At 53.1% G+C, this 18,177-nt stretch carries 18 protein-coding genes; 13 read left to right on the top strand and 5 right to left on the bottom strand.

Features of this window, described 5'->3' with window-relative positions; genetic code table 11:
* Positions 1-78: 78 nt before the first annotated feature.
* The 10 genes from L1S32_RS05915 to L1S32_RS05870 all read left to right on the top strand — a co-directional run bounded on the left by L1S32_RS05915 (position 79) and on the right by L1S32_RS05870 (position 10,592).
* Positions 79-3,054, top strand: a complete 2,976-nt coding sequence (locus L1S32_RS05915) for a PAS domain S-box protein (RefSeq protein WP_278156975.1) — start codon at positions 79-81, stop codon at positions 3,052-3,054.
* 227 nt (positions 3,055-3,281) lie between these two features.
* On the top strand, positions 3,282-4,607 hold the full coding sequence (locus tag L1S32_RS05910) for a cobyrinate a,c-diamide synthase (protein WP_278156974.1): 1,326 nt from the start codon (positions 3,282-3,284) through the stop codon (positions 4,605-4,607).
* A 291-nt stretch (positions 4,608-4,898) separates the two neighbouring features.
* Positions 4,899-5,426 carry a precorrin-6Y C5,15-methyltransferase (decarboxylating) subunit CbiT gene (cbiT, locus tag L1S32_RS05905; protein WP_278156972.1) on the top strand — a complete coding sequence of 176 codons (528 nt, stop codon included), beginning with the start codon at positions 4,899-4,901 and terminating at the stop codon, positions 5,424-5,426.
* On the top strand, positions 5,427-6,035 hold the full coding sequence (locus tag L1S32_RS05900) for a cobalt-factor II C(20)-methyltransferase (RefSeq protein ID WP_278156971.1): 609 nt from the start codon (positions 5,427-5,429) through the stop codon (positions 6,033-6,035).
* A gap of 5 nt (positions 6,036-6,040) precedes the next feature.
* Positions 6,041-6,757: a cobalt-precorrin-4/precorrin-4 C(11)-methyltransferase gene (locus L1S32_RS05895; protein ID WP_278156970.1), complete on the top strand. Its 717-nt coding sequence runs from the start codon at positions 6,041-6,043 to the stop codon at positions 6,755-6,757.
* Between the two features lie 26 nt (positions 6,758-6,783).
* Complete coding sequence (gene cbiG / locus L1S32_RS05890; RefSeq protein WP_278156968.1) at positions 6,784-7,629, top strand: cobalt-precorrin 5A hydrolase; 846 nt, start codon at positions 6,784-6,786, stop codon at positions 7,627-7,629.
* Complete coding sequence (gene cobJ / locus L1S32_RS05885) at positions 7,613-8,389, top strand: precorrin-3B C(17)-methyltransferase (protein WP_278156966.1); 777 nt, start codon at positions 7,613-7,615, stop codon at positions 8,387-8,389. The genes cbiG and cobJ overlap by 17 nt, the downstream gene beginning before the upstream one ends.
* Entirely contained in the window at positions 8,367-8,999 is a 633-nt protein-coding gene (locus tag L1S32_RS05880) for a precorrin-8X methylmutase (protein WP_278156964.1), read from the top strand. Before cobJ ends, L1S32_RS05880 begins: the two co-directional genes overlap by 23 nt.
* Positions 8,983-10,014 carry a cobalt-precorrin-5B (C(1))-methyltransferase gene (locus L1S32_RS05875; RefSeq protein ID WP_347403372.1) on the top strand — a complete coding sequence of 344 codons (1,032 nt, stop codon included), beginning with the start codon at positions 8,983-8,985 and terminating at the stop codon, positions 10,012-10,014. The genes L1S32_RS05880 and L1S32_RS05875 overlap by 17 nt, the downstream gene beginning before the upstream one ends.
* A complete protein-coding gene (locus L1S32_RS05870) occupies positions 10,011-10,592 on the top strand; it encodes a cobalt-precorrin-7 (C(5))-methyltransferase (RefSeq protein WP_278157055.1) in 582 nt (193 codons plus the stop codon). Before L1S32_RS05875 ends, L1S32_RS05870 begins: the two co-directional genes overlap by 4 nt.
* Positions 10,593-10,681: 89 nt before the next feature.
* Here L1S32_RS05870 and L1S32_RS05865 read toward each other — a convergent pair whose 3' ends face one another.
* From L1S32_RS05865 to L1S32_RS05850, 4 genes are read right to left on the bottom strand one after another with little or no spacing between them, the layout of a single operon-like run.
* On the bottom strand, positions 10,682-11,917 hold the full coding sequence (locus L1S32_RS05865; RefSeq protein WP_278156962.1) for an ATP-binding cassette domain-containing protein: 1,236 nt from the start codon (positions 11,915-11,917) through the stop codon (positions 10,682-10,684).
* Positions 11,914-12,717 (bottom strand): cobalt ECF transporter T component CbiQ, encoded by an 804-nt coding sequence (gene cbiQ / locus L1S32_RS05860; protein ID WP_278156960.1) that lies wholly within the window; start codon positions 12,715-12,717, stop codon positions 11,914-11,916. The genes L1S32_RS05865 and cbiQ overlap by 4 nt, the downstream gene beginning before the upstream one ends.
* A gap of 15 nt (positions 12,718-12,732) precedes the next feature.
* Positions 12,733-13,044 (bottom strand): energy-coupling factor ABC transporter substrate-binding protein, encoded by a 312-nt coding sequence (locus tag L1S32_RS05855; RefSeq protein WP_278156958.1) that lies wholly within the window; start codon positions 13,042-13,044, stop codon positions 12,733-12,735.
* The gene (locus tag L1S32_RS05850) at positions 13,028-13,738 is read right to left on the bottom strand and encodes an energy-coupling factor ABC transporter permease (RefSeq protein WP_278156956.1); all 711 of its coding nucleotides are present in this window, start codon (positions 13,736-13,738) and stop codon (positions 13,028-13,030) included. The genes L1S32_RS05855 and L1S32_RS05850 overlap by 17 nt, the downstream gene beginning before the upstream one ends.
* A gap of 665 nt (positions 13,739-14,403) precedes the next feature.
* Between L1S32_RS05850 and L1S32_RS05845 the strand changes: the two genes are divergently transcribed.
* The 3 genes from L1S32_RS05845 to L1S32_RS05835 all read left to right on the top strand — a co-directional run bounded on the left by L1S32_RS05845 (position 14,404) and on the right by L1S32_RS05835 (position 17,796).
* Positions 14,404-14,805, top strand: a complete 402-nt coding sequence (locus L1S32_RS05845) for a HEAT repeat domain-containing protein (protein WP_278156954.1) — start codon at positions 14,404-14,406, stop codon at positions 14,803-14,805.
* Between the two features lie 239 nt (positions 14,806-15,044).
* A complete protein-coding gene (locus tag L1S32_RS05840) occupies positions 15,045-16,349 on the top strand; it encodes an NCS2 family permease (protein ID WP_278156951.1) in 1,305 nt (434 codons plus the stop codon).
* 190 nt (positions 16,350-16,539) lie between these two features.
* Positions 16,540-17,796, top strand: a complete 1,257-nt coding sequence (locus L1S32_RS05835; RefSeq protein WP_278156949.1) for an SLC13 family permease — start codon at positions 16,540-16,542, stop codon at positions 17,794-17,796.
* Positions 17,797-17,841: 45 nt separating this feature from the next.
* Here L1S32_RS05835 and L1S32_RS05830 read toward each other — a convergent pair whose 3' ends face one another.
* Positions 17,842-18,171: a DUF5400 family protein gene (locus L1S32_RS05830; protein WP_278156947.1), complete on the bottom strand. Its 330-nt coding sequence runs from the start codon at positions 18,169-18,171 to the stop codon at positions 17,842-17,844.
* Between the last annotated feature and the right edge of the window lie 6 nt (positions 18,172-18,177).

The following is an 18,177-nucleotide window of genomic DNA, read 5'->3' as shown; positions in this document are numbered from 1 at the left end:
CTGATGTGACAGTCAGTTGGGGAAAGAGTTATCACTAGGAAAATCGATTAACGAAATAGGATAAAAGAGGTTAAATATATGATTCCTGAATTCGGGGGGAATTCTGATGATCGAATATTCCTGTTATATGTCGACGATGAAACCATACTGCTCAATGTAACGAAACAATATCTGGAATACACCGGGAATTTTTTGCTCAATACTGCCTCTTCTGTAAAAGAGGCCCTTCACATGATTCAGGAGGAAAAATATGATGCGGTTATATCTGACTACCAGATGCCTGAAATGGACGGTCTTGAATTCCTGAAAACACTCCGTACTGAAGGAAACAGCATCCCTTTTATTCTCTTCACCGGCAGGGGCAGGGAAGAAGTTGCTATTGAGGCATTCAATGCCGGTGCCGATTACTACCTCCAGAAAGGCGGAAAACCAAATGTTCAGTTTGGAGAACTTCAGAACTGTGTCAGGCAGGTGGTTTATAAAACCCGGGCGGAAAAGCGCCTCCTTGAATATGAACGAAAGATGGCAGATGTCATCAATTTCATGCCTGACGCCACCTTTGCAGTCAAAATGGATGGGAGAGTGATTGCATGGAACCGTGCAATAGAACAGATGACAGGCACTCCCGCATCTGAAATGCTTGGAAAGGGGGACTATGAATATGCCCTGCCATTTTACGGTAAACGTCGTCCGATCATGATTGATCTGGTTCTCAATGAAAGTTTGCAGACGGAAGTTTCTTATCCGGTACTGAATCGTGAAAACAGAGATAGATTATATGCAGAGACATTCATCCCTCATCTTCGCAACGGTGAGGGGGCATACCTGTGGTTTACTGCTTCCCCCCTTTATGATACCGATGGCCGTGTTACCGGTGCCATTGAATCCATACGGGACATAACTGACTACAAACAGGCAGAAGGAATTTACCGGACGGTATTTGAAAATACCGGAACTGCAATGGCAATTGTTGAAGATGAGGTCACTATCTTACATGTCAATGAAAAGATGAAACTGCTCATGGGTTATTCCGGAGATGAGCCCGGGATGTTTTTGAACTGGCAGGAAAGGGTTGCAGAAGAAGACCGGGAGAGAGTACTGGAATATCACCGGCTCAGACGGACTGAACCGGATTCAGTGCCAAATAGCTACGATTGCAGACTAATTCACAGAACCGGTGAGATCATAGATGTTAAACTGACCTCGGCAATGATTCCGGGTACAAAGAAAAATATCATTTCCTTCATTGACATTACCGGGCAGAAGGAAGCAGAAACAAAACTGAAATTTACCCAGTTTACCATGGATAATGGCCCTGATGCCATATTTTGGGTGGACTTTAATGGTGATTTTATTTCTGTCAATAAGAAGGCTACAGATATTTTTGGTTATTCTGAGGAAGAATTACGGGGAATGGGTCTTTCCATGTTTATCCCTAATTTTCAACAGGAGAATTTTCTGGATTTTTGGAATAAACACGACCGGAATAGTGCTTTCATCTTTGAAGTAAAGTCTTCCAAAAAAGATGGTGAAGATGTCAGTACTGAGATCAGTGTTGTAAACCTGAATTATGATGGCCAGAAGTACGGGTGCGCTTTTGTACGGGATATATCTGAACGAAAGAGGGTGGAGGCGGCACAACGTGAGAGCGAAATTAAATTCCGTGAGATATTCAATTCTGCAAGTGATGTCATATTTCTGAATGAGTTTATCCCGGGGACGGGTCCTGGCAGATTCATAGAAGTGAACGATGCTACGTGCAGGAATCTGGGATACACGCGTGAAGAACTGCTCCGGATGTCGATGGCGGACATTTTGTTGCCTGAAATCAGAGACCATTTTGATGATATCGTAAAACAGTATCGTGCAAAAGGAAGAGCATCCTTTGAAGGCAGGGCCATAACAAAAGATGGCAGCATAATTACATTCGATACCTGCGGAACCATTTTTCAATTAAATAACCGGATGGTTCACCTGTCTGTGGGAAGGGATGTCAGCGAGAGGAAAAAAGCAGAGCAGACACTTCGTGAGAGTGAAACAAAGTTTCGGGAGATATTCAATTCCACTGGTGACATCATATTTCTTAATGAGTTTCCACCGAGAGGGCCTCCCGGAAGATTCCTGGAGGTAAACGATGCCGCCTGCAGGAGTCTTGGCTACAGCCGTGATGAAATGCTCCAGATGTCTATGGTGGACATTGAAGGGGCTGAAACAAGGGATCATTATCTGAATATCGCGAATCAGTTCCGCACAAAAGGAAGAGCAACCTTTGAAGCCAAAGCGATACGAAAAGATGGCACCATTGCTACTATTGAGAATAATTCCTGCTGCTTTGCATTAAACAACCGGGTGGTCCACCTGTCTGTCGGACGAGATATCACTGAACGAAAAAATACAGAAAATGCACTGAAGACGCTGAATAAAAAGCTGAACCTCCTTTCGTCCATCACCCGGCATGATATCAACAACCAGATCAGTGTTCTCCTTGGGTATGAAGAGATGCTAAAAGGGGAAGATGACAAAGGAAAGGCTGATGATTATCTGGGGAAGATTATCGGAGCCACAGAAATGATTGAAAGCCAGATCGCATTTACCCGTGAATATCAGGAACTTGGTGTACACAGCCCGACCTGGCAGTCCGTTGAAAATTCAGCCAGTTTGGCTGTATCAAATATGTCTTCTACCGCGGTAAACGTCAGGATAGATACCGGCACACTGGAAATATTTACCGACCAAATGCTTGAAAAGGTCTTTTACAATATTTTTGAAAACGCCGTCAGGCATGGGAAACATGTGACTGACATTCATGTTTCTTTCCATGAAACCGGAGGGAGCGGGGTTTTAACAATTGAAGACAATGGCATCGGCATTGCAGATGATATGAAAAAGAAGATATTCGACCGCGGTGTTGGTTCAAATACTGGTTTCGGGCTGTTTTTGTCCCGGGAAATTCTTGATATCACCGATATATCAATCTCAGAAACCGGAACCGATGGCAAAGGTGCACGGTTTGAAATTGCTGTTCCAAAGTATGGATACCGGTACAATGACTAAAAAACGGGCCCACTATTAATTACGTGCGAATTGGCGGTTAAATTGCCACCATCGCAGGTGCCCTCTTCGGGATGACTACGCCTGGGGTATTTCTGGGATCGGGTGCCGGTACGGCTGCAAGAGGGCGGACCGGTATATCAATACAAAAATTCACTGTTCCGGAGGTCTTCTGAAAAAGGTCGAAAAGGAACTGGAAAATACTATTTCCGTACAATATCTGATTTAAGATGATTCCCGCCATTATTATCGCAGGCACCCACAGCGGATGCGGCAAGACCACGATCTCCGGGGCACTGATGTCTGCTCTCGTGAAACGGGGGCTTAACGTCCAGCCTTTCAAAGTGGGGCCGGACTTTATCGACCCGACCCATCACACCGCCATCTGCGGGAGGCATTCACGGAATCTTGACCCGTATATGATGGGGGAAGAGGGGGTAAGGGATACCTTTGTCCGGGCGTCCGCGGGAGCCGATATCGCCGTGATTGAGGGCGTCATGGGCCTTTTTGACGGGCTTGAGGGGGAGGACACCGGCAGCACCGGCCATGTGGCAAAGATCCTCGGGTGTCCGGTTGTGCTGGTCGTCGATGCAAAGGGCGCCTCACGCAGTGTCAATGCGCAGGTGCTGGGGTTTACCTCATTTGATCCTGATGTGAACATCGGCGGCGTGATCTTCAACCGGGTCGGCAGCAAACGGCACGGAGAGATGATTGCGGCGTCTCTTGCCGCCCCCGCATTCGGATATATCCCCTGGGAGAAGGAGAGATGCATTGAGAGCAGGCATCTGGGGCTCCGGATGGCGCATGAGACCAGTTCTATCTCTGAATTCAGGGGAATTCTGGAGGAGAACTGTGATATCGATGCCATCATAGGCATTGCAAAGAGCACTTTTTCCGTCCGAACCTCTGAAACCGAAAGGGCAGAACGGACCCATCCGGTCTGGATCGGGGTTGCATATGACGCGGCATTCAATTTCTATTATGCGGACAATTTTGACCGGCTGCGAAACTCCGGTGCTGAACTGGTCTTTTTTAGCCCCCTCACCGACTCCCTGCCGGATGTGGATGCCCTGTATTTCGGCGGCGGTTATCCTGAACTGCACTGCGCTGAACTGGCACGCTCTCCATGCAGGGATGCGGTGAAAAAAGCTGCGGACAGCGGCATGCCCATCTATGCCGAGTGCGGTGGTCTCACCTACCTGACGGAGAGTATTGAGATGGACGGGACGACGACACGGATGTGCGGCGTCATCCCGGCCGAGACCGTGAAGATGGGACGGTTCCAGGCACTCGGCTACGTCGATGCCGGGTGTACGGCTGCAGACGCTCTGTTTCCCCGGGGGACCGTATACCGGGGGCATGAATTCCATTATACCAGAGTGGACGCCGCCGCAGACGTGCGGTTTGCGCTGGAGCTGAAGCGGGGCCGGGGAATTGAAGACGGGAAAGACGGGATTTATCTCCAGAATGTGCTGGCGGGGTATACCCATGCATATTTCACGGATCCGTTTGCAGCCGGACTGGTGGATACCATCCGTTCGGTCAACCGTGGGTGAAACGAGTGGTTCAGGCTCTCTCCGGTGAGAGGTCACGATTGAATTTGCCTGCTGATTGGCTGCCGTGGCCTGAAACTGCCGTCTGACGGAAATATGCACTGCATGTGGCAGATGCATGAGACACGAATCTTTTTTCCCGCCTCATCACACCCCGCCGGCAGGGGAAGTGGTGGCATTCTTTTAAACGTCTGCTTCAGAATATTCCCGTTGGTATCTCACGTTGTCCGCAGTAACGGCCCACATTGAAACAACAACACTTTATCTGAATTAAAACAATTAATGTATGTTTTAATGGGACTCAAAGGCGGACCGACACAGGACGAAGTGATGGCAGTATCCCTGCTCAAACTCAGAATTCGGGAGGGGGATGTCATGGCCGACATCGGATGCGGCACCGGAAAAATATCCATTCAGGCGTCTGAGCGATGCAGACGTGTGTATGCAGTTGACCGGCGGGCTGAAGCGGTTGAATACGCACGGCAGGAGATTGAAACGGCAGAGATAGAGAATATCACCCTGATCCACGGCGAGGCGTCTCATGCTCTTGACGAAATGAACAGGCTGGACTGTGCCTTTGTCGGCGGTTCAGGAGAGATAGAGACGGTGCTTGAAAAGCTGACGGAGATCGTCCGGGGAAGAATTGTGGTCAACGCCGTTCTTCTGGACACGGTTTCACGGACGGTCAGGAAGATGAGAGAACTGGGCATATTTGTTGAGGCACTCCACATTCAGGTCTCCCGGTCATATGATCTGGCAGGCGATCTGATGTTTAAACCCTTAAATCCCGTGTATATCATCGTCGGTGAGGTGAAGCAGTAGATGCTTGTCGCTGTTGGCATCGGTCCCGGAGACCCTGAGCTTCTGACCGTAAAGGCAGTGAACCTGATTGAACAGGCAGATCAGGTATTTGTGCCCGGAACCGTTGCAAAGGATATCATCGCACCCTACCGGGCAGATCCGGTCGTCCTGTCCTTTCCGATGACCGCGGATGAAGGATACATTACCCGGTGCATCGGGAAGAATGCCGACCTCATTGCTCCGGTGGCCCGTGACGGCCTTGCCGTCTTCTGCATCCTCGGCGACCCGAACTTTTACGGCACATTCGGGAGGCTCTGTGCGGTGCTGGACGAGAAATACCCGGAGATTTCCTATACATCTGTCCCCGGAGTCAGCTCCATTACTGCATTCACCTCTGCTGCGGGCGTCACGCTGAACGGAGGCATTGAGATAACAGACGGGTCGGAGCAGACCGCAACCATCCGGCTGAAGGTGAGGCGGCCACGGGAGACGGCCGATGAACTGAGGAAATCCGGGTATACCCGGTTCATTCTGGCCGAAAAAATGTACATGGACGGCCAGAGGATATACCAGACAGATGAGCTCCCGGAAGAAAGTGCGTATTTCAGTATATTATATGCGGGGAAGTGAGAGAGATGCCAACAATATACATTGTCGGGGCCGGATGCGGCGATCCGGGCCTCATCACGGTAAAGGGAAAAGCATTGCTGGACCGGGCCGATCTGCTCATTTATGCCGGATCCCTCGTGAACCCCGAGCTGGTGGCGGCATGCCCTGCTGCTGAAAAATATGACAGCTGGGGGATGAAGCTTGCAGAGATGACGGATCTCATGATCGAGGCGGCACAGAGCGGCAAAACGGTCGTGCGCCTCCATTCCGGAGACCCCGCACTCTACGGCGCCATCATCGAGCAGGTGGACATTCTGCACAACGCAGGCATCGAGGTCGAACGTGTTCCGGGCGTCTCATCGTTTTTTGGAGCGGCCGCATCCCTTGGCATCCAGTATACGCTGAAAGGGGTCTCAGAATCCGTCATCATCACCCGCCCTGCCGGAAAGACCCTTGAGGAGGACTGGATTGCTGAACTCTCCGCACTCGGGCAGACGATGGTGATATTTCTGGGCACCGAGCACTTGGAGGAGATCGTTGGAAAGGTGCAATGCCCACCGGAGACGCCTGCGGCTGTTATCTATCACGCCACCTGGCCGGACGAGAAGGTCGTCCGCGGGACTGTCGCTGATATCGCAGAGAAGGCACGGGCAGCAGGAATTGTTAAGACCGCACTCATCATCATCGGTGAAGTGGTGAACCCCGTAGGGCCCTCCTACACCCATTCCCACCTCTACGGATGACAGACACCATTGTAATATCCCTGGAAATGACTGCCGGCAGGGCACAGGAGCTGGCAGACCGGATGGATGCCTCTTTTGAGGTGTACTCAAAAGAGGCATTCGGAAACGCGTTTGAACGCTATAAAACGATTGTCGCGGTCATGTCCACGGGGATTGCGGTCAGGGCCGCTGCACCTCACCTGCACGACAAATGGACCGACCCCTGTGTCGTCGTCGTCAGTCCCGACTTCCGGTATGCCATCCCTCTGCTGGGGGGGCATCACGGCGGAAATGCGGTGGCAAAGCGGCTGGAGGAGCAGGGCCTGCACCCGGTGATTACCACCGCAACCGAGACACGGGGGCTGCCTTCGGTGGAGTCGACAGCAGCAGCACGGGGTCTTGAGATAATCAACAGGGATTCGACACGGGTGGTCAATGCAGGGATTCTCGATGGCAATGTCGCTGTGCACGTGATCGCACCCCCGGCCATTGCCATCGCACCGCCGGGCGTCTCTGTGCTGCTGAAGAGCGGAGAATATATCGTCGGCATCGGGTGCCGGAGAGGGGCCGGGAAAGAGGATATTCTCCGGGCCCTTGCATCCGCATTCACCGATGCGGGCATCACGCCCGATGAGGTCCTTGCATACGCAACTTCAGCGATAAAATACGATGAAGCCGGGCTTATTCAGGCAGTCGGGGAGCTGGACGGGAACCTGATCTGTGTGGATGATGCGTTCATCCGGGCAGAATCTCCCCCGTCGCCGTCGCGGGCCAGCGATAAACTGGGTCTCCCCGGGGTGGCAGAACCCGCGGCGCTGGCCCTTTCAAAGAGAAAAGAGATCATTATGAAAAAGCAGATTTACGGAGGAGTGACTGTTGCGGTCATCAGATAACAGGGGAAAACTCTTCATCGTGGGCATCGGCCCCGGAAGAACGGATCAGCTGACGGAGAGGGCAAAAGACGCCATCCGGGAATCAGCCGTCATCATCGGGAATGACTTCTACCTCAGGCAGATTGAGGATCTGGTGGAGGGAAAAGAGGTCATCCGGAGCTCCATGGGGAAGGAGGTTGAGCGTGCACGGGCCTGTGTGGAACTGGCGCACGAAAAGACCGTCTGCATGGTCAGCGGCGGTGATCCGGGGGTGTACGGAATGGCAGGTATTGTGCTGGAAGTGCTTGAGCATGACCACTCCTGCATCGAATATGAGGTAATACCCGGTGTCACGGCCGCCACCGCTGCGGCTTCCCGTGCCGGTTCGCCTCTTTCCGGGGATTATGTCACCCTCTCGCTCTCAGACCTTCTCACGCCGTGGGAGGTAATTGAAAAGAGGATGGATCTGGCGTTCCGGATGGGGGTGCCGGTCGCCGTTTACAATCCGAAGAGCAGGGGGCGGCCCGATAATCTTGCGCAGGCGCTGTCCATCGCTCTGAAATATCAGGATGGTTCCGTTCCGGTGGTCGTGGTAAAAAACGCATTCCGGGATGAAGAGGAGGTCCGGTTCTTTACCCTGAAATCGCTCTTTGCCGATGACAGTTTTGTCGATATGCGCTCCATTGTGATCATCGGCGGAGAGGAGTCACGCATGGGAACCATCTGCGGAAAAGAGCAGATGATCACACCGAGGGGCTATGACCGAAAATACGTATATTGATCCGGGTGCGGACACACGAGAGGGCTACGCCATCTCATCGACAAGCAGGGGCCTTGCCCGGCAGGTGGTCGGAAACGAGACGCCGGAGGACAGAATCCGCCAGCGCTGCGCCATTGCGGTCGGCGATTTCGGTATGGCTGATCTTATGGCATTCACCAGCCATCCGGTGGAGGCAGGGCTCCGTGCCCTTGCGGCAGGTGCGCCTGTCATCACGGATATCAGGATGGTCCAGACGGGCATCCGGAAAAACGAGCATCAGTCGGAGGTGCTCTGTGCGCTGGATTTTGGAGCGGATATCTCCCGGGAATATGGGATTACCCGGACGTCTGCGGGGTTTATGGCATTACGGGACCGGCTTGAGAATGCGATCATCGTCATTGGCAATGCCCCGTCGGCCCTGCTGACGGTATGCAGGATGATTGACGAAGGCGTCCGCCCTTCGCTTGTTATCGGTACGCCGGTCGGTTTTGTCAATGCGAAGGAATCAAAAGAGATTCTCCGGACAAAGCATGTCCCGTCTGTTTCAAACGTGGGAACACGCGGCGGGACACCTCCCGCGGTCGCTTCCGTAAACGAGATCATCACGATGTACATTGAAAGTCAGCGATGAGATGATGAAGGTGCATGATCCGGTAACCGGCTTTGTATACCCCGATGAATGGGTCCGGGCATGCACGGACAGCCATGCACTTGAGCAGGTCAGAGGGGGTCTTGCTGTTCTCACCTCCGGAGGGACAATCCTGAAACGGGGGTTTACCACCGGAACCACGGCTGCTGCGGCATGCAAGGCGGCCGTGCTGTCCCTCCATGAGCCGGTATCGTCTGTTTGTATCGCCCTTCCCTGCGGCCTGAGATGTGAAGTCCCCGCAGAGGGAAGAAACGGGTGCGGTTCTGCGAGGAAATATCCGGGGGACTATGCGCATGATATCACCGCAGATTTGCTCTTCTGTGCAGAGGCAACGGAGACTGCATCCGGCATCGCTGTTCGGGCGGGGGAGGGTATCGGGCGGTTTGTGCGAAAGACGCCGCGATACCACATCGGCGATGCGGCGATCAGCCCTCCGTCGTGGGCGACCATCCGGGGTGCGACAGAGGAGGCGGCCCGGGACCTGCATCTGGATGGCGTGACGGTTCGCCTCACCATCCCGGACGGTGCAGCAATCGGGAAACAGACCCTCAATCCGAACGTGGGTGTTGTGGGGGGAGTCTCTGTGCTGGGCTCGACCGGGCTTGTTGAACCATGGGATGACCATCTCTCAGAGGATGTCTTCGGGAGAATCCGGTCGGCAAAGCAGCCGGTGCTGACCACGGGGAGAGTGGGCCTGCGGTATGCGAGGATGCTCTTTCCCGAACGTGAGGTGGTCCTTGTGGGCAAATTCATGGAGCGGGGCATTGAGGCGGCAGGAGGGGAAGCGGTTCTCTGCGGCCTTCCGGCGCTCATCCTGAAGTTTATCAATCCTGCAATTCTGGACGGCACCGGATACGGGACGGTCGAGGAGCTGACGCAGTCACCCCGCTGGACGGATATTATGGAGCAGAATCTTGCAGATTATAAACGGTGCATGCCGGGCATGCGGGTGGTCATCATTGACCGTGAGGGAAGAATACAGGGGGATTCGAACTGAAGGTCGTTGGTGTCGGCTGCGGGCCGGGCATGCTCACCGAAGCGGCAATTGCCGCCATCCGGGATGCAGACCTGATCTATGGCTCAGAACGGGCCATTGAGCGTGCCGCAGCGCATATACGAACAGACTGCGTGACGGAGGTCATCTCCGATTACCGGGCGCTCCGTCACCTCCCGGAGAGTGCCGTTCTCCTCTCGACGGGTGATCCCATGCTGGCAGGACTTGGCTCCCTCGGGGGTGAGGTAATCCCGGGCATATCCTCCTACCAGTATGCCTGTGCAAAACTGGGCGTGCCCATGACAAAAACAGCCATCGTAAACGCCCATGCAAAAGACTATGAAACGGCTTTTGGGGAGATCTGTTTTGAGATTGAACGGGGCAAAACGGTCTTTATTATTGCGGACCCCGGATTTGTCCCTGCTCTTTTAGCAGAGAGATTGACGGAACAATCGCTGAAATGTCGGATTGCTCTCTGTGAACGGCTGGGATATCCGGATGAAAGAATCGCCCTCGGTGATACGGGTGCTCCTCCGGCTCCCCAGTCGGATCTCTTTGTCGTCATGGCAGGCGGGTTTTAGCACCGTTCAATTGTGATGGGTGGCGGGCAAAAGAGCAGAAAAGAAGAGGATGGGGGAAGCGAAGAGGCAATTTTGACGATTTTTCCGTTTCATTCTTCAAAAACAGGGATGGTTTCGACGGATTCTGACAGGGGTTCATGACCTGCGGGTCCCTGTGACCGGATGAAATCTTCATACCTGACGATTTCAACATTCTTCCCGCTTTCTGCATTGAACTCCTCCACCCGGTTACATACCCGGTTTATCATGCCTCCGCTCGTGATGATGAGACTGTTTTTTCCGGATAGTGCCTTCAGCAGGCATTTGTCGATAACCCCGTAGGAACAGGTGAGGGATATGCCGCACTGTCCTGCCTTTTCCTTTGCTGCAGTCCCCATTGCGCCCACAGCCGCGACAGTTCCGGCATGGATGAATCGTGTAAGGCTCTCATCGTCAGAGCTGGCGGCATCTGCAAGAATGATCGAACCGCAGGCTTCACAGGCGGTGGCATGATGATATTCCGTTTCCAGTATCCGGACAACATCGAGGACCGATTTCGGTATTCTCCCGTTTCTTGGCATCCCCATTTCACACAGTGCGTCATACAGCTCAATGATCACCGGTTTTGATAATCCGGCCTCCGCGAGCAGCTGTTTATCCGAAAATGCATCCTCCGGTTTGCTGCCGACAATTATTTTCCCCTGATTCATGAGAATAACCCGGTCCGCCCATGCATAGGCGAGTTCTCCATCATGTGTCGAGATGATGATGCTCTTTCCCGCATGATGGAGTTCGTCCAGAAGCTCCATAATGCTCCGGGCACTGTCCGGGTCAAGGGCGCTGGTGGGTTCATCGAATACCAGCACATCGGGATTCATCGCGAGGACTCCTGCCATGGCGACTTTCTTCTTCTCCCCTCCCGAGAGATTGTGCGGCGGGCGCCGGTCGAAACCGCTCATGCCTACATAGATCAGTGCTTCGCGTACCGACCGTTTTACTTCCTCCTCCGTGTAGTCCAGATTCACCGGCCCGAACGCCACATCCTGGTATACAGTGGGGGCGATGATCTGGTGGTCGGGGTTCTGGAATACAAATCCGACTTGTTTTCTCAGTTCCATCAGTGCTTTCCGTGTGTAGGAGACAGGATTTCCGTTAAACCGGACGGTCCCGGAATCGGGCCTGAGCATTCCGTTCAGCATGAGGAGCAGTGTTGATTTTCCTGCCCCGTTGGGTCCCACCAGTGCAAGCTTTTCACCCCGCTGGATACGGAGACTGACGCCTTCAAGCGCCTTCGGTCCGTTTGGGTAATGGTATTCGAGATTTGTCAGTTCAAGTATGCAGTTCACGGGATTACACCACCATACAATTGGGTATTGCCAGAAAGCGTCATTATGCAGAGCATCACGGAGAGATAGAGTAGTGTTCCAAAGAGGGCCTGGCCAAAGAACACGCCCTGCTCTCCAAGGGATGCGTATCTGCCGGTATAGCATCTGCAGTCCATTGCCGCGATGACGGCTTCGCCTGACTCGAGGGAATGGATGAAAAGGGTTCCGGCCATGCATCCGAATGATTCAGCCGCACCCTTCCGTCTCATATATCCGAGGCGCATCACCTGGGCACGGTATATCATTTCCGCCTGTTCCATGAGAATGAAGATAAACCGGTAGATAAGCATCGCAAGTTCAGTCAGGAACTCAGGCAGACGGCATTTTTTTGCCAGAGTAAAGATCTCTGTCACCGGGGTTGAGAGGGATATGAAGAACAGAGCACACATCCCGCCAAATATCCGGGATAAAATGAGTGTGCCTTCATTGATGCTTCCTGTCGTGACCGTCAGGGTCAGCCATCCGAAGACAGAGCAGGAAAAAAGAATCTCTCCGCTGTTTCTGACAAAGAGTATGACGAGCACGCTCAGGAGCGCAAAACCAAGAGGGATGAAGAGCAGCCTGAGGTACATACGCGGGTGTATCCCCCCAAAAACGACCGTTATGAGGCTGATGGAAACAGCGATGACAAGCGGCGTGAGAAAACTTTCCGAGGAAACGGAGATGAGGATGCATCCCAGACCCAGTATCAGCTTTACTGCGGGGTGCACATCCCCGAGCCTGCTGTTCCGGGCACTATTTTCAAGCAGTTCGTAATTCATCGGGTATCAAAAAAGTTAGATTGAGTTCTTTTTCATCCGTCTCTCTGTTGCCCATGACCCGAATATCCATCCGATCAACAGACCGCCGAATACGGCCTGCAGGGCGAAGAGGCAGGACTCGATCTCACCTGACGGGGGAGTGAAGGTATAATCGGAGTTATCGATCCAGGGTTCATAGCCGGTTGCTTCAACCATCCCGGAACCCACACCGTCTGTTCCTCCCCAGCCTTCTTCGCCTGATGCCTGCACCATGGTATCCGTGTAAAGGAATGCACCCGTGAAGAGGATTATTGCAATGAGCGTGATGATTTCAAACAGATACTTCATTCTGCAACCCTCCTTTGACGGTCTCCATTTTGGTGTCTGTCAGCACTTTCAGTTTCAGAAGCATCTCCGGCTTCAGGATGACGATGTATTTGAAGATCACAACGAATACCAGCGCTTCAACGATCGCGAGCGGGATCTGGGTAACCGCAAAGACACCGAGGAATGCTGCGAAGGAAGGTATAAGCCCGCCTGAGGTGTCCGGAAACGCAAGGGCGAGTTCAAGTGCGGTCACACAGTAGGTGACCAGATCACAGAGGAATGCTGCGATGAATACATTGACAAAGAAATTGACATTCAGCCTGTCGAGGGCCTTGTAAATATAATAGCCAACGAATGGTCCAACGATGGCCATGGAAACCATGTTCGCACCCAGGGTGGTCAGACCGCCGTGTGCCAGAAACAGGGACTGGAACAGGAGAACGATACAGCCCAGTACTGCGGTGATCCACGGGCCAAAGGTAATTGCTGACAGTGCCGTCCCTGTTGGGTGGGAACAGCTTCCGGTTACCGAAGGGAGCTTCAGGGCGGACAGAACAAAAATAAATCCGCCTGCAATGCCAAGCAGCGGGAGCAGTTCACGGTTTGTATCCATAATTTTCTTCAGTTTGTATAAACCGTATATCAGGCACGGAAGTGCCAGAATCCACCATATCTGCCACCATGGGCTGGGCAGGAAACCTTCCATTATATGCATAGTGTCACCAATACAATTTCATATTAGTTAATACAAATTCAATTGTATGGCACATTTTTTTGATTTAACACTATTTATTTTTACTTTATTGAAAACTCAGAAGGGGCCTGCAATACTCCCTGCCACCTGGTGTGCCGGCATACTTCATGAGGCATATCAGACGGCCGGGATGCACCGTATACGGGAGTAAAAATGGTCACGACCGTGAAAAGGGGAAAGGTTCGGGGACGATATGTCGTCTGCTCTTTCCGGTGTATCGCACAGATTTGCAAAAGAGCAGTGGGTAACCCGGGATACGGATTCTCTCGTAATCACCCCTGTGCCGGAACAGTCGGGAAGGATTGTACCTTCATCGGGTTGAATAGGGTATCCTGAAAAAATATTGCGGACACTATCTGGAAAAAATCTATTCTGCGATGCTAATGGTTTGGAGATTTCCGGGAACAATCATCCTGTATTATCAGTTTGCATGGCACTGTTGAGGGGCTCTTTTGCTTTGTATATCTCTATCTATACCGGATGCTGTATAGGGGTACGAAAAGGGGGTGAATGACATACAGCTACAGAAGGTAAAACCCGGGGCAGAGGTTGTACAACCCGGGGAACCCGGAACAATTCTCAGGCAGCTGGAGAAAAAATTTCAGGAAGGGAATATTCCTGAAATCATGCGGACGGTTGATTTCCTCAGACAAAGCGATGAGCATGCTGTCGAATCACTGATCGAACTGCTAAAGAAAGGCAGTCCGAGTGTCCGCTGGATATCTGCAATGGCACTGGCCCGAATTGGTACGGATTCTGTTGACTCTCTCATCGAGACAGCAACCTCCTCTGGAGAGTCAGTCAGAGATCCCGCAATCTGGGCACTTGCAGAGATAAAAAACCAGAAATCGGTTGAACCGATGCTCAGGATCATGCATGAGGAATCCTCAGAAAGCTGTCGTGCGCTTACGGCCGCAGCACTCCTCAAAATCGGTGATCCGGCCGGTAGAAATGCGGTTTTCCAGGAGTGTGAACGACGGGGAGAAGCGTTCCGCGGTCTGGTGATGGAGGCCTACTACGGCTCCTGATAATTCAACGTTTTTCCGGTATCGTATTTAGCAGAGAAGAGCTGTCTGAACAGGTTGTCGGTTTGGGAGAACCGGTACCTGTTCACTGTTCCTGTTTCTTACGGACGTAATTTCAGTAGATGCGGCTTTTTTTGTGGATGTGCTTGTGCACAAATCAAGTTTACTTGTGTTTAAACAAATAAATGGACATCATTATCATCCCCTGATTCGGACTGATATTCAGTTCACAGGAGAATGAAATGGGAATCGCAGAATACTTCAGATTTGATGAATACGGCACCAATGCCCGGACCGAGGTTCTGGCCGGTGCTGCAACGTTTATGACGATGGCGTATATCATCGTCGTCAATCCTGCGATTCTCCAGGCCGCAGGGATGCCGTTCGGGCCGTCGATGGTTGCAACGATTCTGTCTGCGGTCTTTGGGTGTGCACTCATGGGGCTGTATGCAAATCGCCCGTTCGCGGTCGCACCCTATATGGGGACGAATGCCTTTGTCGCCTATACGGTCGTGGGGGTGCTCGGCTACTCCTGGCAGACAGCCCTTGGGGCGGTCTTTCTTTCCGGTGTCCTCCTCTTCATCCTGACGGTCACCGGCGGGCGCACCATTCTGGCGCAGGCCGTGCCGAAGAACCTGAAATACAGTTTTGTGGTGGGTGTCGGGCTGTTCATCAGTTATATCGGACTGACCACATCCGGGATTGTGGCGGGAGGGCAGGGAGGTACTCTCCTGAAGGCCGGAGCGCTCACCTCTCCGTCCATTCTTCTCGCCATCGGCGGATTTCTGTTAATCAGTATTCTCATGGTACGCGGAGTGCGGGGTGCCATCCTGATAGGTATCCTTGCGACTGCCGCAGCCGCGTTTTTCACCGGGATTGCGCCGCTGCCCGATGCCGTTGTTTCGCTGCCCCCGAATCCCGCCCCTGTTCTTTTGCAGCTTGATATCGTGGGTGTCCTGTCCTGGGGGATGGTTTCTGTTCTCCTGACCATGTTTACGATGGACCTGTTCTTTACGATGAGCGGGGCACTGGGGATTGCTACCCAGGCAGGACTGACCGATGCGAACGGTGACCTGCCGGAGATCGAGAAGACCTTTGCAGCGGATTCACTCGCCACCATTGCAGGGGCTCTTTTTGGGACGACAACGGCAGGGGTATTTTTGGAATCGGGTGCCGGCACGGCTGCCGGCGGACGAACCGGTCTGGTGGCGCTTACGGTGGCAGGCCTCTTCTCACTCGGGCTCTTCTTCTCTCCGCTCTTTGCAGCCATTCCTGCTGCCGCGACAGGTCCTGCACTCATCGCCGTCGGGATGCTGATGCTCAGCCCGCTTGCAAAGATTGATTATCACGATTACACCGAACTCATTCCCGCATTTGCGGTCATCGTGATGATGATCTTCACCGGGAACCTGGGTGTCGGGCTGTGTGCCGGATTCGTGCTCTTCCCGGTATTCAAGGTGATGAAAGGGCGGGCCGGGGATGTCCATCCCGCAGGCTGGGGGCTGTTTCTTCTCTGCCTGCTCTTTTTTGTGTTCTATCCCTACTGAACCTCTTTTTTTGAAAAATTGAATCGGTCACGGAATTCAGTAAAAAACTGGTGTCCTGGCCAGTGCCGGATTTCTGTGTTTGCTGCCTGCATCCGGATTTCCGGTTCGTTGAGTATGCCATGGTCCCTCTGCAATCACCGGTCTTTATTGCCTATATTTCAGAATATAACGTCACAGTGCAATAACCCCGATGAATCAGGCAGTCATCGTCGCAGTCATTCTGGCCCTTGTGCTCGGTTTGATTGCGCTTCGTAATATTGGCGGCATCCGGCTTGCCATCTGGCAGATCATGCTGGGGGGAGCCCTTGCCGTCCTCATCCTCGGGCAGATATCTCCTCTGGATGCGCTCTATGCCATCAACACCGATGTCATGATCTTTCTCTTCGGGATGTTTGTTGTCGGGGAGGCCATTCAGGAGAGCGGACTTCTGATAACCCTTTCCAGCCGGCTGTTCCGGCATGAGATGAGCATGGATCTGTTCATCCTGCTCTTAATCGCGGTCACCGGTTTTTTCTCCGCCGTGCTCATGAATGACACCGTGGCCATCATCGGCACCCCCTTCGTCCTGTATCTCGCGAAGAAATTCAATATATCGCCGGTGATGCTGCTCCTCGTCCTTGCCTTCTCGGTCACCACGGGAAGTGTTGTAAGCCCCATAGGGAATCCGCAGAATCTCCTTATCGCACTCGAAGGCGGCCTTGAAAATCCGTTTCTGACATTTATTCTCTACCTTGCGGTCCCGTCCGCTGCGGGGCTCCTGCTCGTCTATGGTGCGATGAAGGTGTTCTATCCCCGTGAATTCGGCAAATGCGTCCTCTCCTCACCTGCCCCGGAAGCGGCAGGTGACTCCGCCCTCACCCGCCCTGCACTGCTGTCGCTTGTTCTGATCTTCCTGCTTATAGGGCTCCGGGTGCTCCTCGTATTCCTTGAGACCGGGATCACCATCCCCCTGACTGCCATCGCCGTTTGTGCGGCACTGCCGGTTCTCGTCTTTTCACCAAAACGGGTCCATATCGTGCGGCATATCGACTGGGAGACGCTTGTCTTTTTTGCGGCGCTCTTCGTTCTGATGCAGAGCGTCTGGGACACCGGTTTCTTCCAGCAGTCGATGGCGTCTGCGGCGTATCCGGTCACCGGCGTGCCGGTCATCTTCACGCTGGGCATCATCGTCAGCCAGTTTATCTCCAACGTCCCCTTCGTGGCACTCGCCCTCCCGCTGATAACGGGAGGGGGGGCATCGGACGCCGCACTCATGGCGCTTGCCGCGGGAAGCACGCTTGCGGGAAACCTCCTTATTCTCGGTGCCGCAAGCAACGTCATCATCATACAGAATGCTGAAAAAGAAGGGATGAGCATCCGGTTTCTCGAATTTGCCCGGATTGGCATTCCTTTGACCTTTGCCCAGACCCTTGTATACTGGGCCTGGTTCCTTTTCATGCCGGTCTGAAAAAAGAATGGGTGGGTTGTGTGAGAGGCTGGTGGTCTGCACTGCTTACAGCAGTATTCCTGCCAGTGCAAGCACCGGCAGCATCGTCACCAGGGCCAGGTGAGGGGCGTATCCCGGTGATGTCTGGAAACTGTACTTCAGCGTTGTCCACATCTGTGTGTAGGCCGTGAGTGCCGCTGCGACCTGCAGGAGTGCCGCTCCATAGGCGACGGCGATATTTCCGGTCAGGATGGCGGCGATGGTGGCAAGGAGGGCGAGGATGAGCGCACCGAAGTGGGGTGCCAGTTTCATCCCCAGCATCCTGAAGGTGATAAATCCGCTGACGATGCCGCTGAACATGACCGCGAGGGCGATTACCTGATATGTTATTTCCATTTTTTC

The organism is Methanogenium sp. S4BF (assembly GCF_029633965.1).
Classification (GTDB): domain Archaea; phylum Halobacteriota; class Methanomicrobia; order Methanomicrobiales; family Methanomicrobiaceae; genus Methanogenium.
This window is presented reverse-complemented; position numbering and strand designations above follow the sequence as displayed.